Origin of the sequence: Streptomyces sp. NPDC046862 (assembly GCF_040704615.1) — a bacterium.
Classification (GTDB): domain Bacteria; phylum Actinomycetota; class Actinomycetes; order Streptomycetales; family Streptomycetaceae; genus Streptomyces.
Genome location: NZ_JBEYXP010000042.1, coordinates 61,212 through 84,995 on the forward strand (window position 1 = coordinate 61,212; position 23,784 = coordinate 84,995).

At 72.2% G+C, this 23,784-nt stretch carries 25 protein-coding genes and 1 pseudogene; 9 read left to right on the plus strand and 17 right to left on the minus strand.

Annotated elements, in window-relative coordinates:
* Nucleotides 1–32: 32 nt before the first annotated feature.
* The 10 genes from AB0959_RS36445 to AB0959_RS36490 all read right to left on the minus strand — a co-directional run bounded on the left by AB0959_RS36445 (nucleotide 33) and on the right by AB0959_RS36490 (nucleotide 8,978).
* Nucleotides 33–566, minus strand: a complete 534-nt coding sequence (locus AB0959_RS36445; RefSeq protein WP_366831040.1) for a DUF3291 domain-containing protein — start codon at nucleotides 564–566, stop codon at nucleotides 33–35.
* Nucleotides 567–659: 93 nt separating this feature from the next.
* Entirely contained in the window at nucleotides 660–2,138 is a 1,479-nt protein-coding gene (locus AB0959_RS36450) for a penicillin-binding transpeptidase domain-containing protein (protein WP_366831041.1), read from the minus strand.
* A 28-nt stretch (nucleotides 2,139–2,166) separates the two neighbouring features.
* Nucleotides 2,167–3,534 (minus strand): FtsW/RodA/SpoVE family cell cycle protein, encoded by a 1,368-nt coding sequence (locus AB0959_RS36455; protein ID WP_366831042.1) that lies wholly within the window; start codon nucleotides 3,532–3,534, stop codon nucleotides 2,167–2,169.
* A gap of 90 nt (nucleotides 3,535–3,624) precedes the next feature.
* The gene (locus AB0959_RS36460) at nucleotides 3,625–3,987 is read right to left on the minus strand and encodes an SH3 domain-containing protein (protein ID WP_366831043.1); all 363 of its coding nucleotides are present in this window, start codon (nucleotides 3,985–3,987) and stop codon (nucleotides 3,625–3,627) included.
* 189 nt (nucleotides 3,988–4,176) lie between these two features.
* Nucleotides 4,177–4,767, minus strand: a complete 591-nt coding sequence (locus AB0959_RS36465) for a hypothetical protein (RefSeq protein WP_366831044.1) — start codon at nucleotides 4,765–4,767, stop codon at nucleotides 4,177–4,179.
* On the minus strand, nucleotides 4,764–6,161 hold the full coding sequence (locus tag AB0959_RS36470; RefSeq protein ID WP_366831045.1) for a hypothetical protein: 1,398 nt from the start codon (nucleotides 6,159–6,161) through the stop codon (nucleotides 4,764–4,766). Before AB0959_RS36470 ends, AB0959_RS36465 begins: the two co-directional genes overlap by 4 nt.
* Nucleotides 6,158–6,964, minus strand: coding sequence for an ABC transporter ATP-binding protein (locus tag AB0959_RS36475; RefSeq protein WP_366831089.1), 807 nt, complete (start codon nucleotides 6,962–6,964; stop codon nucleotides 6,158–6,160). Before AB0959_RS36475 ends, AB0959_RS36470 begins: the two co-directional genes overlap by 4 nt.
* 20 nt (nucleotides 6,965–6,984) lie before the next feature.
* The gene (locus AB0959_RS36480; RefSeq protein WP_366831046.1) at nucleotides 6,985–7,803 is read right to left on the minus strand and encodes a zf-HC2 domain-containing protein; all 819 of its coding nucleotides are present in this window, start codon (nucleotides 7,801–7,803) and stop codon (nucleotides 6,985–6,987) included.
* Nucleotides 7,800–8,360, minus strand: a complete 561-nt coding sequence (locus AB0959_RS36485) for an RNA polymerase sigma factor (RefSeq protein WP_366831047.1) — start codon at nucleotides 8,358–8,360, stop codon at nucleotides 7,800–7,802. Before AB0959_RS36485 ends, AB0959_RS36480 begins: the two co-directional genes overlap by 4 nt.
* Before the next feature lie 99 nt (nucleotides 8,361–8,459).
* A complete protein-coding gene (locus tag AB0959_RS36490; RefSeq protein WP_366831048.1) occupies nucleotides 8,460–8,978 on the minus strand; it encodes a dual specificity protein phosphatase in 519 nt (172 codons plus the stop codon).
* Nucleotides 8,979–9,065: 87 nt separating this feature from the next.
* Between AB0959_RS36490 and AB0959_RS36495 the strand changes: the two genes are divergently transcribed.
* The gene (locus AB0959_RS36495) at nucleotides 9,066–9,869 is read left to right on the plus strand and encodes a nuclease-related domain-containing protein (protein WP_366831049.1); all 804 of its coding nucleotides are present in this window, start codon (nucleotides 9,066–9,068) and stop codon (nucleotides 9,867–9,869) included.
* Nucleotides 9,870–10,166: 297 nt separating this feature from the next.
* On the opposite strand, the gene ligD is transcribed toward AB0959_RS36495, so the two are convergent.
* Nucleotides 10,167–11,048: a non-homologous end-joining DNA ligase gene (gene ligD, locus AB0959_RS36500; protein WP_366831050.1), complete on the minus strand. Its 882-nt coding sequence runs from the start codon at nucleotides 11,046–11,048 to the stop codon at nucleotides 10,167–10,169.
* A 109-nt stretch (nucleotides 11,049–11,157) separates the two neighbouring features.
* Here ligD and AB0959_RS36505 point away from each other — a divergent pair, with 109 nt between their 5' ends.
* Nucleotides 11,158–12,174, plus strand: coding sequence for a Ku protein (locus AB0959_RS36505; protein WP_366831051.1), 1,017 nt, complete (start codon nucleotides 11,158–11,160; stop codon nucleotides 12,172–12,174).
* Between the two features lie 265 nt (nucleotides 12,175–12,439).
* Here the strand turns inward: AB0959_RS36505 and AB0959_RS36510 are convergent, their stop codons facing one another.
* The 4 genes from AB0959_RS36510 to AB0959_RS36525 all read right to left on the minus strand — a co-directional run bounded on the left by AB0959_RS36510 (nucleotide 12,440) and on the right by AB0959_RS36525 (nucleotide 16,072).
* Nucleotides 12,440–12,745 carry a DUF1330 domain-containing protein gene (locus tag AB0959_RS36510; protein ID WP_366831052.1) on the minus strand — a complete coding sequence of 102 codons (306 nt, stop codon included), beginning with the start codon at nucleotides 12,743–12,745 and terminating at the stop codon, nucleotides 12,440–12,442.
* A complete protein-coding gene (locus AB0959_RS36515) occupies nucleotides 12,742–13,431 on the minus strand; it encodes a type 1 glutamine amidotransferase domain-containing protein (protein WP_366831053.1) in 690 nt (229 codons plus the stop codon). The genes AB0959_RS36510 and AB0959_RS36515 overlap by 4 nt, the downstream gene beginning before the upstream one ends.
* An 83-nt stretch (nucleotides 13,432–13,514) precedes the next feature.
* Nucleotides 13,515–14,108, minus strand: coding sequence for a TetR/AcrR family transcriptional regulator (locus AB0959_RS36520; protein ID WP_366831054.1), 594 nt, complete (start codon nucleotides 14,106–14,108; stop codon nucleotides 13,515–13,517).
* 197 nt (nucleotides 14,109–14,305) lie between these two features.
* Nucleotides 14,306–16,072, minus strand: a complete 1,767-nt coding sequence (locus AB0959_RS36525; protein ID WP_366831055.1) for a beta-ketoacyl-[acyl-carrier-protein] synthase family protein — start codon at nucleotides 16,070–16,072, stop codon at nucleotides 14,306–14,308.
* A gap of 226 nt (nucleotides 16,073–16,298) precedes the next feature.
* On the opposite strand from AB0959_RS36525, the gene AB0959_RS36530 reads away from it, so the two are divergent.
* Both AB0959_RS36530 and AB0959_RS36535 read left to right on the plus strand, forming a co-directional pair.
* A complete protein-coding gene (locus tag AB0959_RS36530) occupies nucleotides 16,299–17,180 on the plus strand; it encodes a class III extradiol ring-cleavage dioxygenase (RefSeq protein WP_366831056.1) in 882 nt (293 codons plus the stop codon).
* 205 nt (nucleotides 17,181–17,385) lie between these two features.
* Nucleotides 17,386–18,180: a maleylpyruvate isomerase family mycothiol-dependent enzyme gene (locus tag AB0959_RS36535; RefSeq protein WP_366831057.1), complete on the plus strand. Its 795-nt coding sequence runs from the start codon at nucleotides 17,386–17,388 to the stop codon at nucleotides 18,178–18,180.
* Between the two features lie 109 nt (nucleotides 18,181–18,289).
* On the opposite strand, the gene AB0959_RS36540 is transcribed toward AB0959_RS36535, so the two are convergent.
* Nucleotides 18,290–18,790, minus strand: coding sequence for a MarR family winged helix-turn-helix transcriptional regulator (locus AB0959_RS36540; protein WP_366831058.1), 501 nt, complete (start codon nucleotides 18,788–18,790; stop codon nucleotides 18,290–18,292).
* Between the two features lie 118 nt (nucleotides 18,791–18,908).
* Here AB0959_RS36540 and AB0959_RS36545 point away from each other — a divergent pair, with 118 nt between their 5' ends.
* The 3 genes from AB0959_RS36545 (at nucleotide 18,909) to AB0959_RS36555 (ending at nucleotide 21,516) form a co-directional block, all read left to right on the plus strand.
* Nucleotides 18,909–19,424 (plus strand): YceI family protein, encoded by a 516-nt coding sequence (locus AB0959_RS36545; protein WP_366831059.1) that lies wholly within the window; start codon nucleotides 18,909–18,911, stop codon nucleotides 19,422–19,424.
* Between the two features lie 117 nt (nucleotides 19,425–19,541).
* Nucleotides 19,542–20,075, plus strand: a complete 534-nt coding sequence (locus AB0959_RS36550; protein ID WP_366831060.1) for a MarR family transcriptional regulator — start codon at nucleotides 19,542–19,544, stop codon at nucleotides 20,073–20,075.
* A gap of 478 nt (nucleotides 20,076–20,553) precedes the next feature.
* Nucleotides 20,554–21,516, plus strand: a complete 963-nt coding sequence (locus tag AB0959_RS36555; protein WP_366831061.1) for an SDR family NAD(P)-dependent oxidoreductase — start codon at nucleotides 20,554–20,556, stop codon at nucleotides 21,514–21,516.
* Between the two features lie 9 nt (nucleotides 21,517–21,525).
* Here AB0959_RS36555 and AB0959_RS36560 read toward each other — a convergent pair whose 3' ends face one another.
* Complete coding sequence (locus tag AB0959_RS36560; protein WP_366831062.1) at nucleotides 21,526–22,506, minus strand: alpha/beta hydrolase; 981 nt, start codon at nucleotides 22,504–22,506, stop codon at nucleotides 21,526–21,528.
* A gap of 168 nt (nucleotides 22,507–22,674) precedes the next feature.
* Between AB0959_RS36560 and AB0959_RS36565 the strand changes: the two are divergent.
* Nucleotides 22,675–22,965, plus strand: a pseudogene (locus AB0959_RS36565) (DUF6010 family protein); the annotation flags it as partial.
* A gap of 67 nt (nucleotides 22,966–23,032) precedes the next feature.
* Nucleotides 23,033–23,749 carry a hypothetical protein gene (locus tag AB0959_RS36570; RefSeq protein ID WP_366831063.1) on the plus strand — a complete coding sequence of 239 codons (717 nt, stop codon included), beginning with the start codon at nucleotides 23,033–23,035 and terminating at the stop codon, nucleotides 23,747–23,749.
* The last annotated feature ends 35 nt before the right edge of the window (nucleotides 23,750–23,784 follow it).

Below are 23,784 nucleotides of genomic sequence, written 5' to 3' on the forward strand. Positions count from 1 at the left end.
AAACCGTCTACTGCGTCGCGCGCGACCGGGAGTCACTGGACCGGGCACCCCAGGTCCTCGGGCAGCTGGGCCTCTTGCTCCCCCTCGCCCGCTCCCGTGACCGGGAACGCCCCCTGCGGGGGGAACGAGGTGCGCAGGGTGAACGCGTACGGAGTCGGCCCGTGCGCCCGCAGGTGCAGCAGCCGCTCCTCCGCCTCCGCGACGGTCGGCCGGTGTCCGGCCGGCACCCACCAGAGTGTGGTCATCGCCTCCCGCACCCGCTCGAACCACTCCCGGCGCCGCGCGAGCAACTCCCGGTGCTGTCCCTGGTACATGAACGCGGTCAGTGCGTTGGTGTCCCGCCACACCGACATGTTGATGATCAGCCACGCGTCGCCGAGGACGGGGATGTCCGTGGCGTCGCCGGACTCGTCCTGCAGTCGCCAGACGAAGCCGTCCGAGGTGTCGGCCACGGCGTTCACGGGGTCGAGGGCGTCCACGAAGTCCTTCAACTGCGGGGAGTCCAGCGGGGCCTTGAGGCGGGCGATGTTGACCTGGGCGAGTTCGAACGGGGCGGGTGTCGTCATGGAACCGAACGATAGGTCGGGCGCGGGCCGTCGCCCAGCCCCCGTCTCATGACGTGAGCGGGGCCCGTCTCTCACGACCCGTCACCGCAACCGTCACCGTCGCCGGTCCGCGGCCGCGCTCTTCAGCACGGCCTTCATCACCGCGCGGGCGATCGGGGCGGCGTCACCCCCGCCGCTGATGTCGTCGCGCACGGCATTGGCGTCCTCGACGACGACGGCGACCGCGACGGCCGGTTCCAGCGCCTCGTCGGCGTGGGCCCAGGAGATGAACCAGGCGTACGGGGTGCCGGAGTTGCCGACGCCGTGCTGGGCGGTGCCGGTCTTGCCGCCGACCGTGGCGCCGGGGATCGCGGCGTTGGCGCCGGTGCCCTTCCTCACCACGTCGGTCATCAGCTCGCGCAGCTCCGCGGCCGTCGCCGGGGTCATCGCCAGACGTCGCGTCCGAGGGCTCCTCGCCTTGAGCGTGGCGCCGATGCTCGTGGTCGTCCGGTCCACGAGATGGGGCGTCATGACCGAGCCGCCGTTCGCGACGGCCGCCGTGACCATGGCCATCTGCAGCGGGGTGGCCCGGGTGTTGTACTGCCCGATGGAGGACAGCGCGAGCTGGGCCCGGTCCATCGTGGTGTCGAAGGTGCTCGGCGCGACCCCGAACGGGATCCGCAGCCCGGTGTCGTTGAAGCCGAAGTTCCCCGCCGTGCTCGTCATCCGGCTCAGCCCCACGTCCGCGCCCAGCTTGGCGAAGACCGTGTTGCACGACCACTCGAAGGCGTAGCGCAGGGAGGCGTTCTCGCAGCCGTCGGCCGCGTTCGACAGGGAGGTCCGTGTGCCGGGCAGGGTGAACGGGTCCGGGGATCCGGTCCTCGCGTCCAGGTCCCTGATGGTGCCCGAGTCCAGCGCCGCCGCGGCCGTCACCACCTTGAACGTCGAACCCGGCGGATAGGTCTGCCGGATCGCCCGGTTGAGCATCGGCCTGGCCGGGTCCCCGTTCAGCCGCGCCCACGCCATGGCCGCGTCCGGGCCGTTCCCGGACAGCTTCCCGGGGTCGTACGACGGTGTGGACACCAGCGCCAGGACGCGCCCGGTGGCCGGTTCGAGCGCCGCGACCGCACCCCGGCGGTTCCTCAGCCCGGTGAAGGCCGCCCGCTGCGCCGCCGGGTCGATGGTGGTGACGACCCTGCCGCCCGGGGGGCGGGACCGTGTCACGTCGTTCCAGGCCGGCAGCAGCGACATCATCGGGTCGGTGCCCGCCAGTACGGCGTCCTCGGTGTGCTCCAGGAGCGTCGAACCGTACAACTGCGAGGCGAAGCCCGTGATGTGCGCGTACAGCGGGCCGTCGCGGTACGTCCGCTCGTGGCGGAGCTGCTCGCCGGTGTCGCGCGAGCCGGTGACCGCGCGGCCGCCGACGACGATGTCCCCGCGCGGCTGGCTCCAGCGGGCGATGGCCCCCCGGCGGTTGGCGGGGTTGCCGTCGTACGTGCCCGCCTCGAAGACCTGCACGCGGGCGGCGTTCACCAGGAGGGCGACGAGGAGGAGCGCGGACAGGACGGCGGCCCGGTGGATGTACTTCGTCATGAGCGGACCTCCCGTGGGCCCTGAGCCCTCACGGTGCCCGGGTCCCGTCGTACTGGCTGCGCGCCGAGTCGCTGATCCGGATCAGCAGCGCCACGATGATCCAGTTGGTGATGACCGAGGAGCCGCCCTGCGCGAGGAACGGCATCGCCATACCGGTCAGCGGGATCAGGCCGGTCACCCCGCCCGCGATGACGAACACCTGCAGGGCGATGATCGAGGCGAGACCGATCGCCAGGAGCCGGCCGAAGGGGTCCCGCAGGGCGAGGCCCGCCCGGTACCCGCGCTCCACCAGCAGCCCGTACAGCAGGAAGATCGCCGTCAGGCCCGCGAGACCGAGTTCCTCGCCCGCCGTCGCCAGGATGAAGTCCGACTTGGCCGCGAAGCCGATCAGGATCGAGTGGCCGAGACCGAGGCCGGTGCCGAGCACGCCGCCCGCGGCGAACGCGAAGAGGGACTGGGCCATCTGGTTGGGCCCCCGGCCCGCCTCGATCGACGCGAAGGGATGCAGCCAGTCCTCGACCCTTGAGTGCACGTGCGGCTCCAGCCGGCCCACCGCGACGGCGCCCGCGACCGCCAGCATCAGCCCCACCGCGATCCAGCCGGTGCGGCCGGTGGCGACGTACAGCAGGATCACGAACAGCCCGAAGAACAGCAGCGAGGTCCCCAGGTCCCGCTCCAGGACCAGGACGCCCACGCTGACCAGCCAGATGGCGACGATCGGGCCGAGGATGCGCCCGGTGGGCAACTGGAGCCGGTGGAACCGCCAGACGCGGCGGCCGGCGTACGCGAGCGCGTTCCTGTTCGCCGCCAGATAGCTGGCGAAGAAGACGGCCAGCAGCACCTTCGCGAACTCGCCCGGCTGGAGGGAGAATCCGGCGACCCGGATCCAGATGCGGGCGCCGTTCACCGCGGGGAAGAGGATCGGCAGCGCCAGCAGGCCCAGCGCCCCGGCGACGGACACGTACGCGTAGCGCCTCAGCACCCTGTGGTCCCGCAGCCACACCACGGCCATGATGAACAGCGCGACACCCAGCGTCGACCAGTTGAGCTGCGCCGGGGCGGCCTGGTCGCGCGGGGTCTCCAGGTCGAGGCGGTAGATCAGCACCAGGCCCAGCCCGTTGAGCAGGACGGCGATGGGCAGCAGCAGGGGATCGGCGTACGGCGCCCGGAGCCGCACCGCGCAGTGCGCGAGCAGCGCGAGCACGCCGAGCCCGGCGCCGTAACGGGCGGCGCCGGGCGGGACGGTGCCGGTGCGCGCGAGACCGACAGCGCAGTAGCCGTACACGGAGAGCAGGACGGCGACGACGATGAGGGCGAGTTCCACGCCACGGCGCCGGGGGAGGCGTACCGCCGGAGGGGACGGGTCCGCCGCCAGGATCGTTCCGGCCTTGGTCATGTCCGGAACGTAGCAAGCGATAGGGGTGATGTCCCGTTATGTCGTGACAGTCGGGCCATTATGGCGCACTAGACGACCCCGTGTTCGATGTCACTGGCACCAGCCGGGCGCCCTGTCGATGTTGTCGATGAAGCGGGCAGCGCCCCAGGCCCACGTGCCGTCGGCGAGCAGGTACCACAGGGGGTTGCCGTCCACGGTCTCGCCCGGTGTCTTGCAGAAGATGCTGACGATCTCGCCGAAGGGGGCGACGCGGACGACTCTGCTGTCGCGGGTCGGGGCGTCGTGCAGACGCAGACCGCCGACAGCGGTGACCCGGCCCCTGGTGACGCTCGATGTGGTGTCGTCGTCGCGACTCCGGTCACCGGCGGCCACGGGACCGGTGGCGGCGAACGCGACGAGAGCGCCTCCGGCGGTGAGTATGCCGATGCGCATGAGGGTGGACCGCAGGGGCATGGGGATCCTCCGTAAAGCTGGGCGAAGCTGACTAATCGCCACATTAGGAGGGGGGTGTGGGGTGCGCCCGTCCTGCTGGGCCATCAGAGAGGGCGCGCTCCCGTGCTTTTAGGGGCGCGGGGAACTGCGCGATCAGCCACAACACACCCGCACCCGGCAGACAACCCGAACCCCCGAGCTCTCACCCGCTCAACCGCCGGAGGCGAACCACCTAGGCCCCGCGACGGCGTACACCGTCGTGCCGACAACCGCGAGGACCACGGCCGTCCAGGCGCCCGTCGCCGCGTCCGGTGGCAGCACCATCCAGGACGCGACCTCCATAGCCGTACTCGTCGGGGCAGGCGCGAAGAACGAGTACGAGAGCCAGGCGAACGGCAGCACCCACGCGTACTGGCCGCCCGAGAACGCCGCGCCCAGGGCCACCAGCCCCATCAGGCCCGCGCTGTCCCGGACGATGAACGCGGCGGTGGCCAGGTCCTTCTCCATCGCCCGCACCGCCAGCAGCACCGCGGCGACGACCGCGCCGGCGAGCAGCACGTGCGCCGCTCTGCGGGGCGCCCAGCGGATCGCGGCCGTCCGGTCCAGCGCGAGGTCCTGCCCGCTGAGCCCGATCGAGACCGCCATCGCTCCCGCGGCGAGGACGAGCGCGGGCAGCCGCGGATCACCGGGCCCCCCGCTGCCGTCCCCGGCGAGTGCCCACACCGCCACCGCGCTGATCACCACCGCGGCGAGTGACGCCGGGACCTGGCGCGAGCGCGCGTACAGCGTCAGCCATCTCACCGGGACGCACCGCCGGTCAGCGCGTCCAGCGCGTCTCCCTTGCAGGAGAACGCGGCGGTGCGCATCGCGTTGATCCGCGCGAGCTGCTTGTCCCGCGGCAGCGCCCTGAACTTCTTCCACTCCGCGCGGGCCTGGGTGTCGATCTCGCGGCGTATGTTCGGAGACTGCGCGCTGGGCAGTGACCGGAAGTCCCCGAGGACCCAGGCCGCCGCGACGGACTGCGCGACGTCCTCCGCCCCCGTGCCGCTCCAGCCGACGGGGGAGCACCCGGGCACCATGCCCTTGGCGATCAGGGCCCAGGTCAGCTTCTCGCCCTTCGCGGCGGCGACGAGGTCGTCGTCGAAGTCGAGGAGCACGGTCTTGCGGGACCACCGCGGCATGGAGCCCTCCGGCTGTACGGCGGCGTTCTCCCGGACCGACACCGGCGCCTGGCCGCCGAGGGCGCCGTGCAGCAGGCGCAGCGCCTCCTTGCCGGGACCCGCGAGGTCGGTGAGCCGCCCTTCCTGCGTCCTGGTCACGCACACCGGGCCGTCGCACACCGGCTCCGCGGCGGCCTCGTCGACGACATACATCCGGCGCGGGTCGGAGGGGAGGACCAGCAGGGCGATCGCCGCGCCCGCCAGGACGGGGGCCAGGGCGAGCAGCCGGGTGCGCGGAGTCACGGCGACCAGCAGCGCGAAGCCGGTCGCGGCCATGCCGAGCAGCCAGATCGTCTGCCCCAGGTGCACGGGGGCGGAGAGCGTGACGAGCGCGTCGCGCGCCTCTTCGACCGCTGGTGACAGCAGCGAGAGGCGGTTCGGCTCCGTGGTCGCGACCCCCATCGCCGTGTCCGTCTGCGTCCGGCCCAACGACATCTGCATGAGAGCCGTAAAAGCGAAGGCGGCGATGGCCAGCGCGGGCGGAGTGAGCGCGGACGGCAGGGCCCGCCCGACCCCCATGCCCAGCACGGCCCCGGCGACGAGAGAGAGCGCCCCCACCAGCGAGATCGGCAGCCACCCGAGGTGCGTGTACTCGGTGTGGGCGAGCACCTGGACCCCGCCCACGAGGACGAGGAGCGCGAAGGCCGAGGCCAGGGTGGTCGCCGTCGTCCCCGCCAGCGTGGCGGCGCGGTGCCAGGCGGGACGCGGTGTGGTCGTCAGCAGCTCGGACATCTTCGAGCGGTGGTCGCGCAGACCCTGCAGCGCGCCGAACCCCACGGCCATCGGCCACAGATAGAACAGCAGCCCACGGGTCCACAGGGCCAGGGGCGTCCACTGGGCCGTCCACGCCGCGGTGCCCGTCCACCACCCGGCATTCACCAGGTACAGGAACGCCAGCGCGCTCGTGAGGACCACGGCGCCGGCCCAGGGTGCGACGGAACGCTTCAGCTCGATGCGCAGGACACGCGTGTTCACCAGGTGCCCCTTCCCTGCTCGGGGCGCTGCAGCAGCGCCGAGTAGCCGCGTTCGAGGGGGCTGTCGCCGACGTGCTCGGGGCCGCCCGCCGCGGCCAGTTCGTCCGGAGTGCCCTGGAAGACCAGCCGGCCCTCGGCGAAGAGCACCACGTCCGTGCAGGCCGCGGCGACGTCCTCCACGAGGTGGGTCGAGACGACCACGCAGGTGTCCTTGCCCAGCTCCTGCAGCAGCTCGCGGAACCGCAGCCGCTGAGCCGGGTCCAGGCCGACCGTGGGTTCGTCCAGCAGCAGGATCGACGGGTCGTTGACGATGGCCTGGGCGATGCCCACCCGACGCACCATGCCGCCGGACAAGGTCTTCATCCTCGAGTCGGCACGGTCGGCCAGGCCGACCCGCTCCACGGCGTGCTGCACCGCCGCGGGGATGTCCGCCTTGGGCACCTCCTTCAGCCACGCCATGTACTCGACGAACTCGCGCACCGTGAAGCGCTTGTAGTAGCCGAACTCCTGCGGCAGATAGCCGATCCGGCGGCGCAGCGCACGGTGCTCGCCCATGCCGCCCGCGGACTCGCCGAGCAGCTCCAGGGTGCCCTCGGCGGGGCGCAGTACGGTGGCCAGCGCCCGGATGAGGGTGGTCTTGCCCGCCCCGTTGGGGCCGAGGAGACCGTGTACGCCGGTGCCCAGCGACAGGTCGAGCCCGTCGACGGCCATCCGTTTCCTGCCGGCCCTGACCTTCAGCCCAGTGGCCCGGATCTCCCAGGCGTAGGTCGTCGGTGCGAGGTCGGCCGCGCTCACCGCGGGCATCATTGCTTCCTTTCCTCCGGTCAACGATGGGCTCCCAGCACGGAGTACGCGCCCCTGCGGGCGATCACGACACCGATGCCGAGCGCGAGGATCAGCGCCCACACGGGCAGGCCGTCCGTCTGCAGGACGAAGGTCGTACGACGGGCCGCCAGGGTCGGCGTCACGACCACGGCGGCCCACACGGCCACCAGCGAGACGGCGGCGCGGGTCACGCCGATGACACCGCCGAGCGCCAGGGTCGTCGAGGTGAAGGCCAGACAGGGCAGCAGCCATTGCGCGGCCGTCACCCCCGTCACCCACCCGCCCACCAGCAGCGCGGGGACGACCACGGCGAGCACGGACGCCGTACGCCGCAGCACCAGGTACAGTCCCGCCCTCGGCACGGACGCCGTCAGCTCGTACGCCGGGTCCAGCCCCCGTGACCACGACGCCGCGACGCCGAGCACGGGCAGGACCGGGGCGAGCAGCAGCACCAGCGGCACCTCGCCGGAGCCGGTGTAGGCCAGGTCGAGCAGCAGCGCGAGCAGCGTCACGCCGACGACCATGGCCAGCCACGGCACCATCGTGGGCGTCAGCCATCTCGACAGCCGCGCCGACCAGCGCCGCCGACGCGGCATCGGGGCGGTGCCGGCGACCTGGGGTTCGAGGCCGGACCACACGGTGCCGACCAGCACGTCAACGACGGGCGCCTCGGCCGTGACGGCCGCAGACAGCCGGTCACGGCACACCCGGCACGACTCCAGATGGGCCTCCAGGGCCCACACCTCGTCGGCGGCGAGGTCCGCGTCGCCGCGCGCGTAACCGTCGATGATCCGAATCGACGCGTGTTCCCCACTCATGCCAGCGCCTTCCGCATCTCGATCCGGGCCCGGCGGGCACGGGTCTTGACCGTGCCCTCGGGCAGTCCCAGCAGAACCGAGGTCTCCCGGACGGACAGCCCGTCGAGCACCATGGCCTGCAGCACCTGTCTGAGCTCCGGCGCGAGGCGCCGCAGCGCGTCCCCGACCTCACCGCCGACGGTCGCCGCGAGCGCCTCCTCCTCGGCGGCGGGCGCCACGGGCCGCGGAGCGGCCGCGGGCGGCGGCTCCGCGTGGTGGGCCCTGCGCCGGAACGCGTCGACGAGCCGGCGCGCCGCGATCGTCCACAGCCAGCCGACGGCGCTGCCCCCGGCCGCGGTCCCGATGAACGCACCCGCCGCACGCCACACCGCCAGATACGTCTCCTGCATGACCTCGGCGACGATCTGCTCGTCCGCACAGCGGCGGCGCAGCCGCACCGCCATCCACGGCGCCGTACGCCGGTACAGCTCCTCGAACGCGGCGCGGTCGCCTCTGGCCACCAGCCGGACGAGGCGCTCCTCGTCGAGCTCGTGCAGCGCTGCCTTTGCTGATCTCACACCGGCTAGACGCGCGACGCGGACGGCAGGTTTTCCCTCTTGTGTGATCCCCGTCACGCATGGTTCTGAGAGGTGAGGGTGCGGCGGTCCGCTGGTCCGCTACTCGGCCGCGTCCTCCGCGAGCTCCTCCAGGAGGCGTGCCGTGGCCAGGCCCGTGCGCAGGTACTCCACGAACAGCTCGTTGTGCAGGGCCCACCGTGAGCGGCGGGAGCGGACGAGGCGGATCGCGTCGTCGGGGGAGCGGCCCTCACGGATCAGGGACTGGGCCACCACGAGCCCGGAGCGGTTGTACCCGTGGTAACAGCGCACGAGCACCCTGCGCCGCTCCTCCAGCGCCTCGGAGACGGTCTGCGCCAGCCGCATCACGCCCGCGAGCTGGGTCCCGTCGAGCGGCCCGTCCGGGATGGGCCACACGTGGTGCTCGACGCCCTCGTCCGGCCCGTGCCCCGGCAGCCGCAGCAGCGTCAGGACCAGGTCGAACTCGTCGTGCACCACGGCGAACTCCCGCTCTCCGGAGCGCCCGGCGAACTCGTGACCGCCCATCCACAGGCCGGGCACGATCTCGCTCCACGGGCTGTCCGGGGCCGGTACGTCGGGCTGCGTTCCGCGGGTCCGCAACAGCACCTCCCCCAAGTCATCCCCACGGTAACCGGGTTCTTGCACCTTGAGCACCCCGCCTGTTCCCATGGTCGGGGGTGAAGGCGCATGAGCGAACTGCGTGTCATACCGAGCGGACGGCACGGACGGGAGCGGCTCTACGTCTGTCTCACGGACGGACGTAACGTCGCCTGGTACGACAGGGAGGCGGGCCGGATCAACCTGCTCAGCGAGGACCGGCGGGAGGACGTGCTCGACGCGCTCGGCCCCTTCCTGACCGGCCCGGTCGCGGTGGGCCCACCCCCCGTGCCGACCCCCGCGGAGCTCGCCCGGCTCGCCCTGCCGCCGGACGACGACCTGGCCCCGAACCGCCCCGGCGAGGCGCTCCTGATCGCCCTCGACCGCGATCCGGGCCCGCCGCGCCGGCTGCGCCCCGACCCGCGGCGCCGGGCCCTGACCGCCGAGCAGACGGTCGGTGAGGCGCTGGACCGGCTGGACGGCGCGGGCTGGCACACCCTGCACTCGATCCCGCTGCCGGGCGGCGACCGCATCCACCACCTCGTGATCGGGCCGGGCGGTCTGTTCTGCGTCCGCGCCCTGTACGCCCGTAAGCAGCGTGTGCTCGTCGCCGACCCCATGGTCACCGTGGGCCGTCGCGAGCCCCGGCCCCTGGTCCGGCAGGTGCGCGCGGACGCGGCCCGGGCCTCGCACGCGCTCACGGCGGAGGTGCGGCCGGTGCTGGTTCCCGTCGGCGCGTCCGGTGTCGACGTGGGCGCGTCCCTGCGGGAGGTCCGCGTCCTGCGGGACACGGATCTCACCGTGCTCGCCCGCTCGGGAGGCATCCTCAAGCCGGCGGACGTGGAGGCGCTCCACGCGATGGCGCGGGACCGGCACACGTGGTCGAGGGTGTGAGACGCGACGGGCCCACCGGGTGAGTGGTGGTTGGGGTGGGTTGGTTGTCTGCGGGTGGGTAGGGGCTGGCCGCCAGTTCCCCGCGCCTCTGAAAACCGGGCAGCTCCCCGCACCATCCAGCCCCTCCGGCGTTTGAGGAGCGGGGTCCGGGGCGGAGCCCCGTGCGGGGTCGAAGGGGCGGAGCCCCTGGGGATGGGACGGGTAGGGGCGGCGGGGGCGAGGAAAACCCGGCCCGCACCCGCATCGAACCCGCACCCGCATCGAACCCGCACCCGCACCGCACCCCCCCCCACCCCCTCACGGCAGTGACCCCGCCCCCTCCGGATCCAGCAACGGCGCCAGAAGATCCCCGTACGCCTGAAGCCGAGCCCCGAGATCCCCCGCACGGAGCACCAGCTGCCCCGCATCCGTACAGCCCGCGACCTCTTCCCACGTCACCGGCGCCGACACGGTCGGCTCAGGACGCGCCCGCAACGTGTACGGCGTCGCCGTCGTCTTCCGGGCGGCGTTCTGACTCCAGTCCACGAACACCTTCCGCGGCCGAAGACTCCGCGTCATCCGGTGCACGACAAGCCGCGGCAACGCCTTCTCCGCCTCCACGGCCAGCTCCTTGGCGTACTCCGTCACCCGCCCCGACGGAGTCGGCCGCACCGCCGCCAGCAGGTGCAGCCCCTTCGACCCGGACGTCTTCGCGTACGCCTCGATCCCGTCCGCCGCGAGCCGCTCCCGCAGCCACAGGGCGACCCGGCAGCATTCGACGATCGTCGCGGGCGGGCCGGGATCGAGGTCGAAGACCAGGCGGTCCGCCTCGCCCGGCGCACCGATGAGCCACTGGGGCGTGTGGAACTCGGTCACCAGGTTCGCCGCCCACATCAGACTCGCCAGGTCCTGCACCAGCACCATCCGGGCCGGCCCCTCCGAACGAGGCACCTCGGCGGTCGTGACCCAGTCGGGCGTGCCCGGCGGCACGTTCTTGGTGAAGAAGAGCTCGCCCTCCGGTCCGTCCGGGTAGCGCAGGAACGACACCGGCCGGTCCCGGAGGTGCGCCAGCAGCGGTTCCGCCGTCGTCGCGCAGTAGTGCAGCACCTCGGCCTTGGTGAAGCCGGTCGCGGGATACAGGACCTTCTCCAGGTTGGAGAGGGCCACCCTCCGGCCCTCCACCTCCGTGATCGGCGTCATACAACGAGAATCCCACGCACATGCGACAAATCCCGCCCGTGCGCCCCGGTCATACCGACGACCTCACCCGCGTGCTCTCGGCAGGCGCCCCCAGCCGGCCGGGGTTAGCGTGATGACCGTGCGATCCATTTGGAACGGGGCCATCTCCTTCGGCCTGGTCAGCATCCCGATCAAGCTGGTGAACGCCACCGAGAGCCACGCGATCTCCTTCCGCCAGATCCATCTGGAGGACGGTGGCCGTGTGCGCTACCGCAAGGTCTGTGAGCTGGAGGACCGCGAGCTGACGCAGGACGAGATCAGCAAGGGGTACGAGGCCGCGGACGGCTCGATCATCCCCATCACCGACGACGACCTGGCCTCGTTGCCGATCCCCACCGCCAAGACGATCGAGATCGAGGCGTTCGTCCCGGCCGACCGCATCGACCCTCTCCAGATGGACGCGGCGTACTACCTCTCCGCGAACGGCGTGCCGGCCGCCAAGCCGTACGCGTTGCTCAGAGAGGCCCTCAGACGCAGCCAGAAGGTCGCCATCTGCAAGTTCGCCCTGCGGGGGCGGGAGCGGCTCGGCATGCTCCGTGTCGTCGACGACGTCATCGCCATGCACGGCCTGCTGTGGCCCGACGAGATCCGCGCGACCGACGAGGTCGCCCCGGACACGAACGTCACCGTCCAGGAGAAGGAACTCGACCTCGCCGACGCCCTCATGAACACCCTCGGCGAGGTCGACCTCGACGACCTCCACGACGACTATCGCGAGGCCGTCGAGGAACTCATCGCCGCGAAGGCCTCCGGCGAGGCGCCCCCCGCCGCGCCCGCCCCGGCGCGCGGCGGCAAGGTCCTCGACCTCATGTCCGCCCTGGAGAACAGCGTCCGCGCCGCCAAGGAGTCCCGCGGCGAGGACGTCGCCGACGTCACACCGCTCAAGGGCAAGCCCCCTTCCCGCAAGCCGTCCCGCACCGCCCCCAAGGAGACGGCCGGCAAGAAGTCGACGGCGGCCAAGAAGACGGCGGCGAAGAAGACGGCAGCCAAGTCGACGGCGGGGACGAAGAAGACGACGGCGAAGAAGACCGCGACGAAGAAGACGGCGGCGAAGAAGGCAACACCAAGCAAGCGCACCTCGGCCTGACCGGCCCGCCCCACCCGGCCGGCTTCAAGGGGCGCGGGTTCGAGCTGGACTGCGTCCGCGGCCTTCTGCGGGCCACGGCCGTCGATGAGTGTCGTCCGGTCCGCCGGTGCCGTGGCCGCCGACGGGGAGGACGACTGCGTCGTGGCCGGCCATTTCGGCGGCGAGTTCGCGTAGGGGATCCGGTCGCCGCTGACCGGTGCGGAGCCTGCGGCCCGGACGGTGTCCGTCCGCGCCGGAGGGCGGTGCAGACGGACACCTTGTCGTCTCAGCGGCCGTGGGGCGCGTCGACTCCTTCGACGATGCACACGCGGTAGTCCGCACCGGCCCGGCGGTGGGGCAGCGCTGCCTGGTAGGCCGGGCTCTCGTACCATGCCCGCGCGTCCGCAACGCTCGGGAAGCGATGGATCAGCACACCGTCGAACGGCGCACCCTCCAGTGTTTCGATCTCCCCGTATCCGACGAGGGGTGTCACCTCGTGGCCTTCCCGGGCAGCCCGGGCCGAGCCGGCGTAGAGGGCCAGCTCGGCCGGGTCGGTCACGCGCTCACGGAGCATGACCACGTAGGCGCTCACACGCCGCCCTTGGTGACCAGCTCGATCAGGGCGTCGGCCGCGGGAGCCGAGGACGCCGGGTTCTGCCCGGTGATCAGCAGACCGTCCTGGAGGACATAGGGCTGCCAGTCGCCGGTCTTGGAGTAGACGCCGCCGAGCTTGGTGAGTTCGTCCTCGACCAGGAAGGGGACGACGTCGGTGAGCTGGACGGCCTCCTCCTCGGAGTTGGCGAATCCGGTGACCTTCTTTCCCGCCACCAGCGGGGTGCCGTCCTCGTTGACGGCGTGCCGCAGGACGCCGGGGGCGTGGCACACCAGTCCCACCGGCCTGCCGGAGCGGAGGGTGGTTTCGATCAGCCGCGCTGAGACGGTGTCCTCGGCCAGGTCCCACAGCGGTCCGTGCCCGCCGGGGTAGAAGACCGCGTCGAAGCCGCCGGCCGCGACCGCGTCCAGGCGCGCGGTGTTCGCCAGTGCCTTGGTCGCCTCCGGGTCGGTCTCGAAGCGCCGGGTGTCGTCGGTCTGGAATCCGGGTTCGTTGCTCTTGGGGTCCAGCGGCGGCTGTCCGCCCTTGGGTGAGGCGAGGGTGATCTCCCAGCCGGCCTCCTTGAAGCGGTAGTACGGAGCCGCCAGCTCCTCCAGCCAGAACCCGGTCTTGTGGCCGGTGTCCCCCAGCTCGTCGTGCGAGGTGAGAACGATCAGAACCTTCATGACACACTCCTTGAGTAGACCAGTCTACTATTAGTGGTGAAACTGGATCCCCATGACCGGGTCGGGCAGGGGGTGCGGGCCTTCTACAGGTGCAGAAGCCCGCGGGTTACCGCTGTGACGGTGTCGAGCGGGGCCGGACTACGGTGGATCTTGGCCATGACGCTGGCGCCGAGCCACATGTCGTACAGGGCCTGTGCGACGTCGCGGGCCTCACCGTCGACCGAGAGAGAGCCGTCCTCCAGGCCGCTGATGATCGTCTGCTCGATGCGGTCAACGATGGCGCTCGTGCCGTCCTTCAGGGCCAGGCGCATCGACTCGGACAGGTCCGCGACCTCGGCGCCGAGTTTCACGGCCAGGCACTTGCCCTGGCAGTCCTCGATACTCTGCGTCTCCCGCCACTGCTGCCAGTAGGCCATCAGTCGCTCGGCCGACGACTGGCCGGAGTGGGTGAGAACGCCGTCCATGTCCGTGAGGTAGTCCGCGAAGTAGCTCTTCAGGATCGCTTCGCCGAAGGCGTCCTTCGAGACGAAGTAGTGATAGAAGGACCCTTTCGGTACGCCGGCCTCCGCGAGCACCTCATTGATGCCGACAGCCGAGTAACCCTTGCGGGCCATGATCCGTTGGGCGGTATCGAGGATGATCCGACGGGTGTCTGTGGTGCGCGTGGCGGCTGGCATGGAAGGATCGTAGCATCCGAGTAGACCAGTCGTCTAGAAGTCCAGGCTGACCGGTTGCCCCGTTACTTTGGCGTCCTCGAACGGCGGAATACCGCACGTTCCAAATATCGCCCCTACACCAGTGGCTCCATCGCGTGGGCGCGACCAGCCACAAACGAACCTGCGGCGACACGACGGCCCCCGGAACGACCGCGCCCTCACCCCCACACCCTCCGCAGCGCGACCACCGCATTGTGTCCCCCGAACCCGAACGAGTTGCTCAACGCCACATCCCCCCACGCGGGCAGCGCCCGCGGGGCCTCGGTCACCACGTCCAGCCCGATCTCGGGGTCCTGCACGGCGCAGCCGATCGTGGGCGGGATGAGCCCGTGATGGAGGGTGAGGACCGTGGCGACGGCCTCGACCCCGCCCGCCGCGCCCTGAAGATGCCCGAGGTGCCCCTTCAGCGCGGTGACCGGCACCCGGCGGCCCCCCAGTACGGTCGTCAGCGCGGTCGCCTCGGCGAGGTCACCGTCGGCGGTGGCCGTGGCGTGGGCGTTGACGTGCGCGACATCCGCCGCCCCGGCCCCCGCGTCGGCCAGCGCGCGCCGCAGCGCGAGCGCGACCCCGGTGCCGGACGGATCGGGCGCCGCCATGTGGTGGGCGTCGGCGGAGAGCCCCCAGCCCGCGGCCTCGCAGTAGATCCGCGCGCCACGCGCCCGTGCGTGCTCCTCGGCCTCCAGTAACAGGAAGCCGGCGCCCTCCCCGTTCACGAACCCGTCGCGGTCCTCGGCGAAGGGACGCGAGGGACTGTCGCCGTCCCCGATGCCGCGGGTCGACAGCGCCCGCATGGCCGCGAAGGACGCCATGATCGCGGGGGTGACGACGGCCTCGGCCCCGCCGGCGAGCGCCACGTCGATCCGCCCGTACCGTATGCGGTCGACGGCCTGCCCGATGGCCTCGGTGCCGGAGGCGCACGCGCTGGTCACCGTGCGGGCCTCGCCGGTGATCCGCAGCGCGAGCGACACCTGGGACGCGGCCTGCGAGGGCACGGTCATGGGGGTGGTCAGCGGGGACACCCCACGGGGCCCCTTCTCCCGCAGCCGCCTGTCACCATCCACCAGCACCGAGGCGTCTCCGAGGATGGCCCCGGCCGAGACACCGACCCGCTCGGGGTCCAGCCCGCTCCCGGTGGTGCCCGCGGGGTCGAACCCGGCGTCCTCCCACGCCTCCCGCGCGGCCAGCACCGCGAACTGTGCGGCCCGGTTCATCCGCCTGGCCTGCGGCCGCGGCAGCAGCGCGACCGGATCCACGGGCACGGTCCCCGCGATGCGTACGGGCAGGCCGGCGAACTCCTCCCCGTCGAGCTCCCGTATCCCGCACCGCCCTTCGAGCAGCCCCGCCCACAGGTCGTCCACGCCGGCACCGAGTGGGGTCACGGCGCCCAGCCCGGTGACCACGACCCGTCGTGGTCCGCCGGTCGCGCTCGTCGCCGGCCGGCCGGGGCGCGGGTGGTGCCGTACGACGTGGTCGACGGCCTCGGCTGCCCGCGTCCGTAACTCCGCGTCCGACAACGGCTGTTCGGGGTGGTCGTGCGCGTGGTCGCCCGGTGCGTCGTGGTGCCAGCGGCCCCGGCGCCGTACGTACGTCTCCTCGGCCGCGTCCGGATCGACCGTCCGCAGGAAGCCGACGCGGTCCCCCTCCCGTAACTCCACGGCGCGCAGATTGGCGGAGGTGAGGAGAGGGACCCCGGCCGTGTCGACGCGGTGGCCGCCGACGGTCACGGTCCGGGTCCGGTCGAGTACCTCGTCGCGGTCGGTGCCGCCCAGCGGTGGCCGCAGCGTCACCCGGATCGCGTCGGGGCGCACCGGGAGGGTGTGCATCACGACGTACCAGCGGTCCGTGCCGACGTCCCGCGCGGAGAGCGCGAGCAGGTCTCCGGGGACGAGTTCGGCGACGGTGACGGTGTGCGGCGTACGTCTCATCTCGTGCCCCATTCCGGCGACTCCCGCGGGTCGGCCACGTTGCCCTGATGTTTTATTGGTTCCCCGTTCAAGCTTTCACCTCTGTGGGTGTGCGGGGCGTCACGGCGTCGCGCGTTTCCGGCCACTTCCGGGGCGGGGGAGATTGGTTGACTGTTCAAGTTAGGCTGGCTTAGGTTCATGCTGGGGCTTTGGTTGAAGGGTCAAGCCGATGGGAGCGGGATCAGGCATGGAATCCATCCTCGAACCGCGGACGCCCGGCGGGGCGTACGACCGTTTCCTGGTCGACGCGCTGCCGCGGGCCCGAACCCAACGCGCGTGGCGTCCGGAGGACGGCCCGCTGCCCGCTCTGTTCGTCAGCCACGGCGCGCCCCCGCTCTTCGACGACGGCCCGTGGCTGCGGCAGCTGTTCACGTGGGCGCAGTCCCTGCCCAGGCCGAAGAGCATCCTGATCGTGTCCGCGCACTGGGAGGCGGCGCCGATGTGCGTCTCGGCCCCCGAGGCGCACACCCCGCTGGTGCACGACTTCGGCGGCTTCCACCCCCGCTACTACGAGATGCGGTACGACACCCCGGACGCCACCGCGCTGGCCCACCGGGTGGCCGGGACGATGCCGGACGGCGAACCGCTGCACCGGCACCGTTCCCGCGGGCTCGACCACGGGGCATGGGTGCCGCTGATGGCGATGTACCCGTCGGCCGACATCCCGGTGCTGCAGCTGAGCATGCCCACCCAGGATCCGGCCCGGCTGCTCGAACTCGGCGCGCGGCTGGCCCCGTTGCGCGAGGAGGGCGTGCTGGTCGTGGGGTCGGGGTTCATGACGCACGGGCTGCCGTTCATCACCCGCGAGATGCTGCAGGGCGACGTGCCCGGCTGGTCCTCGGACTTCGACGCGTGGGCCGCCGACGCGCTGGCCCGCGGTGACGTCGATGAACTCGCCGCGTTCAGGACGCGGGCGCCCGGTATGCCGTACGCCCATCCGACCGCCGACCACTACATCCCCCTGTTCGTCACGCTGGGCGCCGCCTCCCGGGCGGACGAGCCGGTCACGACGGCCGTCGACGGCTACGTGATGGGCTTCTCGAAGCGGTCGTTCCAGACGGTGGTGTGAAATCCCGTGCGGGCGAGGCCGGTTGCGCGCGTACGAGGCAGAGTACGACCGGGGCACGGGGCTGCCGTGTCCGCTGGAAACCGAATGCCGGGTGCCGGGTGCCGGGTGCCGGGTGCCGGGTGCCGGGTGCCGGATGCCGAGTGCCGTGGCTGCCGACTGCCGACTGCCGACTGCCGACTGCCGACTGTGGAATGTGGAGACGCTCATGAGTGAACGTGCCGACCGGATCATCGCCGCCCTGCGCGGCGGACACGACCACCTCGCCTCGCTGGTGCGCGGCCTGGCCGCCGCCGACCTCACCCGGGGGTCCGGGGCGGCGGAGTGGGACGTGTCGCAGGTGCTCAGCCACCTCGGCAGCGGTGCGGAGATCGCCCTGGCCGGCCTCGAAGGTGCCCTGGACGGCACCGGGCCCAGGGGCGGGGACTTCAACAAGTCGGTGTGGGCGCGCTGGGACGCGATGTCCCCCGACGAGCGGGCCGAGGGCTTCGTGCCCGCCAACGAGGCGCTGGTCGCCCGCTACGAAGGCCTCGACGCTCGCGCGCGCGAGGATCTGCGGATCGACCTCGGCTTCCTGCCGGTGCCCGTGGACGTGGCCACGGCGGCGGGCCTGCGGCTCAGCGAGTTCACCTTCCACACCTGGGACGTCGAGGTCGCCTTCGATCCGGCGGCCGTCCTGGCGTCCGCCGCGACCGGGCCGTTGCTCGACCAGGCCGGCATGCTCATCCACTTCCTCGGCAAGGCCGACGCCCTGGACGGCCGCCCGGCCCGCCTCGCGATACGGACCACCGAGCCCGAGCGGTCCTTCGGTCTCGACATCGGCGAGGCGGTCGCGCTCGGCGACGAACCGGCCGACCCCGACGCGGTCCTCAGCGCACCCGCCGAGTGGTGGCTGCGCCTCACGACCGGCCGCCACGCGTCCGCGTACACGCCACAGGGCGTGACCCTCACCGGGGACGCCCTGACGCTGGACGATCTGCGCCGGGTCTTCCCTGGCTTCTGAAAGACAGTCCGGGCCTGCTTGGTGGCGAGGCCCGTTCCGCTGATCCGCTGATCCGCTGATCCGCTGATCCGCTGACGTGGGCCTCCTGGGATCTCGCTGTCCCGGGGGGCTACGTGTCGTTCTCGGGGTTCTCCTGCCAGGGCAGCAGGGCGCGCATCACCGTGCAGTCGTGCTGCCCCTCCAGGCCCGCGATCGCGCGGGTGACGGCCTCGGCCAGTGAGCCGGAGGCCTCACGCAGGAGCCGGCGCGCCTTGTCGGTGAGCGCCACCTGGATGCCGCGCCGGTCGCCGCACGCGGTGTTGCGGGTGATCAGACCGGCGTGCTGGAGACAGGCGACCTGGTAGGTGAGCCGCGTCTTGGGGCGGCCGAGGCGCTCGGCGATCTGTGTCATGCGCAGGCCGTGGGCGGGTCCGTCGGCGAGCAGGCACAGCACCAGGAACTCGTCGTGGGAGACGCCCAGCGTCTCCTTCACCAGGGATCGCAGTTGCTGCTCGATCGCGCCCGCCGCGGCCAGCAGTCCCATCCAGGCCCGCAGTTCGGGCGGCAGCAGGGGGGACTCTCCTGCCGCGTCGTGTCCGGGCAGGTCGGCGGGGGTGAGGGAGTCGGCCATGATGTCCCAGTCTACCTGTTGTCCAAATTTGGAGCATCGGCTAGCCTGAGGTTATCCAAATTTGGACGACTGAAGAGTCGTCGTTTCACATGCGCCCCGCCCCCTTCAGGAGGACCTCATGTCCGTAGCAGTCGAAACCGGGACCTGGCAGCTCGACCCCGCCCGTTCCACCGTCGGTCTCCAGCACAAGACGATGTGGGGACTGGTCACCGTGAAGGGCACCTTCACCGGCGTCACGGGTGAGGGCGAGGTGGGTCCCGACGGGTCCGCCACCGGCTCGATCACGTTGACCGCCGCCTCCCTGGACACCAAGCACACCAAGCGCGACACGCACCTGCGGTCCGCCGACTTCTTCGACGCCGACCGGCACCCCGAGCTCACCTTCGTCGTGCGCAGTGCGACGCCCGGGGCGGACGGGGCCGTCCAGATCGCCGGTCAGCTGACCGTGCGCGGCATCAGCCGTCCGCAGTCCTTCACCGCGCGCCTCGCCGAGGCGAGCGCCGACGCGGTCACGCTGACGGCGGAGTTCACCGTGGACCGGGAGCACTTCGGCATGGGCTGGAACCAGATGGGCATGATGCGTGGCCGTACCTCCGTCACGGCGTCACTTCGCTTCGCCCGGGCGGCGTCCTGAGCGGAGTGCGCCGCTCCGCACGGTCATCCGCACGGTCATGGTCAGGGAACAGCAAAGCCGTTCGATCATGTGACGGTGTGCGAGGTGTGCGGGGTGTTCGCGAGGTAGAAAGGACGCATGCCGGAGTCTGGGGGCCCCGCGCGGGGCGTGGATGATGTCGAGGCGGTGACGCGGGCCGTGCTGACCGCGTCGCGGTTGCTGGTGGCGATCTCCGCCCGGTCACTGTCCGCGGTGGAGGAGCGGGTGACGCTTCCCCAGTTCCGGATGCTGGTCGTGCTCTCCATGGGGGGCGCCACCAAGCTCGTCACGCTGGCCGAGCACCTCCAGGTGGCGCCGTCGACCGCGATGCGCATGGTGGACCGGCTCATCGCGGCCGGGCTCGCCGACCGGCAGACCAACCCCGGCAACCGCCGCGAGACCCTGCTGCGGCTCACCGAGGAGGGGCGGCGCACCGTCGCCGAGGTCATGGCCCGGCGCCGTACCGAGGTCGAGGCGATCGTCGAGCGCCTCTCCCCGGACCAGCGGGGCGCCCTGGTCGGGGCGCTCGCTGCCTTCAACGAAGCGGGTGGGGAGTTCTCCGGTCTCGTGCCGGGGGAGACCGAGGCGGATGCGTTGGAGTGGGGGGACGGGGAGGCGGGGCACGGGGTGTGACGGGGCGCTCCGCTGGGTTGGGCGGGGTTGCGGGGTTGCGGGGGTGTCGGGTTGGGGTGGTTGGCTGCTGCGGGTGGGATGTGGCTGGTCGCGCAGTTCCTCGCGCCCCTGAGGGGCGTGCTTGGCGGGCTTCTGGTGGTTCGTGCGGGTTGGTCGTGGCTGGTCGCGCAGTTCCCCGCGCCCCTGAGGGGCGTCTTTGCCGGGGTGGCGTAGTTGGGTGCTGCGGGTTGGGGTGGCTGGTTGCGCAGTTTCTCGCGCCCCTTCAGGGGCGCGTCTGGCGGGCTTCCGGTGGTTCGCTGCTGTGGGTGAGGGATGGCCGTGTCGGCCGTCTGTCGGTGGGGGCTGTGATCTGTCGGCGATCTGTCGGGGGCTGACGGGATCTTGGACGTGGGGCCGGAGCGGGCCGTGACCGTACGGTCGCCCGCCGCCCACCATCCGCCGCCCACCCACCGGATCATCCAGAGCGCAGGAGCGTGTCATGTCGTCCTCGGCGTCGTCCTCAGCCCAGTCCGTCCAGCCACGGCCGTGGGACGTGCACCGGCCTCCGCGTGCCGAGGGCAGGACCGTCCTCGTCACCGGCGGCAACGCGGGCATCGGGTACTTCGTCGCCGAGCAGCTCGCCGGCACCGGCGCCACCGTCGTGCTCGGCTGTCGCGACGCCGCCAGGGCGGGCGCGGCCATGGCCTCCATCCGCTCCCGCTTCCCCGACGCACACCTGCGCCACCTGCGGCTGGACCTGGCCGACCTGTCCTCGCTCAGGACGTGCGCGGACGCCCTGGAGGCGGACCGCCTCGACGCGGTCGTCCTCAACGCCGGTGTCCTGCTCGACGAACCGCGGCGGCGGGAGACCGCGGACGGTCACGAGTGGATGTTCGGCATCAACCACCTCGGGCACTTCGCGCTGACCGCCCGGCTGGCTCCGCTGCTCGCGGCAGCCCCGGCAGGCCGGGTCGTCACCACCGGAAGCTTCGTGGCCAAGTCCGAGCGGCTGGACCTCGACGACCTCCACGGCACCCGGGACTACCAGCCCAAGCGTGCTTACGCGCGCTCCAAACTCGCCCAGATGCTGGCCGGTTTCGAACTCGACCGCCGACTGCGCGCCGCCGGGAGCACCGTGCTGAGCGTCGTGACGCACCCCGGAGGCGCGCTCGACTCCCTGACCCCCGAGCGCCCGGCCGTGCACGAGCGCACGGCCGGCGAACGGCTGCGCGGCCTGCCTGCCGGCCTCCTCGTCCAGGGCAAGGAAGCCGGCGCGTGGCCCGCCGTCCGCGCCGTCCTCGATCCGTCCGTGGCCGGCGGGCAGTTGTGGGGTCCACGGGTGTTCGGCCTGCGAGGCGTTCCCCGGCGGGAACCCGTCCCCGACCGCCTGGCCGACCGGGCCGTCGCGGCACGCCTGTGGGCGGCCAGTCGTGAACTGACCGGCGTCGAGCCGAGCTTCTGACCACCGGCGTCAGGCGGGCAGGGCGGCGAGCCACTCCGTCAGGAGCTTGTTCGTCTCGGCGGGGCGCTCCTGCTGGATCCAGTGGCCGCAGCCGTCGAGGATGTGGGAGGAGACCAGGCCGGGCAGCGTGTCCGGGTACGCCTTGATCGCGTCGGCCAGCCAGAGGGTGGGACCGTCCAGGCTCCCGCCGACGAACAGGGAAGGCTGGCCGATGGGGGCGCCGTCGAACTCGGCGAGGTCCTCCCAGTCGCGGTCCACGTTCCGGTAGCGGGCCAGCGCCGCGCTCATGCCGGTCCGCTCGAACTCCGCGGCGTACACGTCGAGATCGTCCTCACCGAGCCAGGCGGGCACCCCGGAGGGGAACCGCTCGCGCAGCGTCCCGCCCCGGCTGACGGCGAACGGGCCGGACGCCACGGGCGCGGCCATGCCCTCCGCGGACAGGGCGGCGTAGAAACCCGCGAGCCAGCCGCGCACGTCGGGCTCCATCTCGCCCTCGGCGCGGCCGGGTTCCTGGAAGTAGGAGATGTAGAACTCCTCGTCGGCGCCGGCCATCGCGCCGAACACCTCCGTGGGCCTCGGCCCGCCGCGCGGCGAGTAGGGAACGCTGAGCAGCCCCACCGCGCGGAAGACGTCCGGCCTGGTCAGGGCGGAGTTGGCGGCGATGGGCGCGCCCCAGTCGTGGCCGACGACCACCGCGGACCGTTCCCCCAGGGCCTCCACCACGGCCACGTTGTCCGCCACGAGCTCCAGCATCCGGTACGCGTCGATCGCGCCGGGCCTGGAGGAGCGGCCGTAGCCCCGGACGTCGATGGCGACCGCGCGGTACCCGGCGTCGGCCAGGGCGGGCAGTTGGTGGCGCCAGGAGTACCAGGACTCCGGGAAGCCGTGCACGAGCAGCACCAGCGGGCCCGTGCCCTGCTCCACCAGGTGGATCCGGCCCGCGGGCGACGGGACCAGCCGGTGCGTGACGTCCAGGGCGTGCTGCGACATGAATGCTCCCCAATCACTTGGTGCGTTCGGTGCGTTCGGTGCGGTCCCGGCGGCGGCCGGACCGCGCCGGGACGACTTCCGATCATGTACGGAACGCCACGGGCATGGCGACCCGCTTTGCCATGCCGGCAAAACCCGTCACCCGTCACCCGTCACCCCCGACGCTCTGAATCGTGGACCTTCATCGGCGTCGGCTGGCTGCGGCACACGGCATGGGACGTCGTGCACCACACCAAGGGCAACCCGATCATCCCCTTCGTCCACGACTCGTCGCTGGGCTGCGCGATCTGCGACCCCGTCATCGCCCTGTGGTGCCTGGCGGGAGGCCGGACACCGCGCGAAATGCTCGGAGCCCGGGAACCTGGCCGTCGGTCGGGGCGACCACCTGCACACAGCGCTCCGACGGAGTGCGCCTCGGTACAGGGAGCGGGACACGGCAGGGATGGATCGCGCGGATGACGGCCGTAGGCAGGTGCGGGCGGAGCCCCGTGCGATCACCGCTGTGACGCGTGCGAGTATCTGCGGCATGAAGGCGTCCCCGGCGGTACGGAGCCTGCGCGCGGCGGTGTTCGCCGTGCTGTGCGTGCTGCTCGCCACCGGGGGACACGCGCTGGCCACGGGGGCGGCGCCGCCGGTGTGGGCGCAGGTCGCCGCCGTCGTGCCGGTCTTCGCGATCGGTTGGCGACTGGCCGGCCGCGAGCGGTCGCTGCTCGGCATCGGGGGCGGGACGCTCACCGCACAGGGCGGGCTGCACCTCGCCTTCGGCGCCGTCAGCCCGCACGGGCCGCACGCGCCGCACGCCATGACGGTGATGCACGGCGCCATGACGGTGATGCGCGGCGGCACGACGGTGATGCACGGCGGCATGACGGTGATGGGCATGCGCATGGCCGCCCACCCTCACGTCCCTCCTCTCCCTCCTCTCCCTCCTCACGTCCCTCTTCACGTCCCTCTTCACGTCCTGACCTCCCACCCCACCGCCGCCCACGCCACGGCGGCCGTCGTGCTGACGTGGTGGCTGCGGCGCGGCGAGGCGGCGCTGTGGTCGCTGCTGCGCCGGGCGGTCGCCTTCGTGCCGGGGCTCGTCGCCTGGTGGCGGGTGCGGGGAGGGGCACGGGCCGTACCGGGCGCACCGCGCTTCGCACGAGGAGCTGCCGGCGGGGCGAGGGTGCCGCGGCAGGTGCTGCTGCGGTACGCCGTCCACCGGCGGGGTCCGCCCGCGTCGATCACGTACGCGACCTGACCATGCACGCCCTTCCCCGTACGGAGATCGACCAC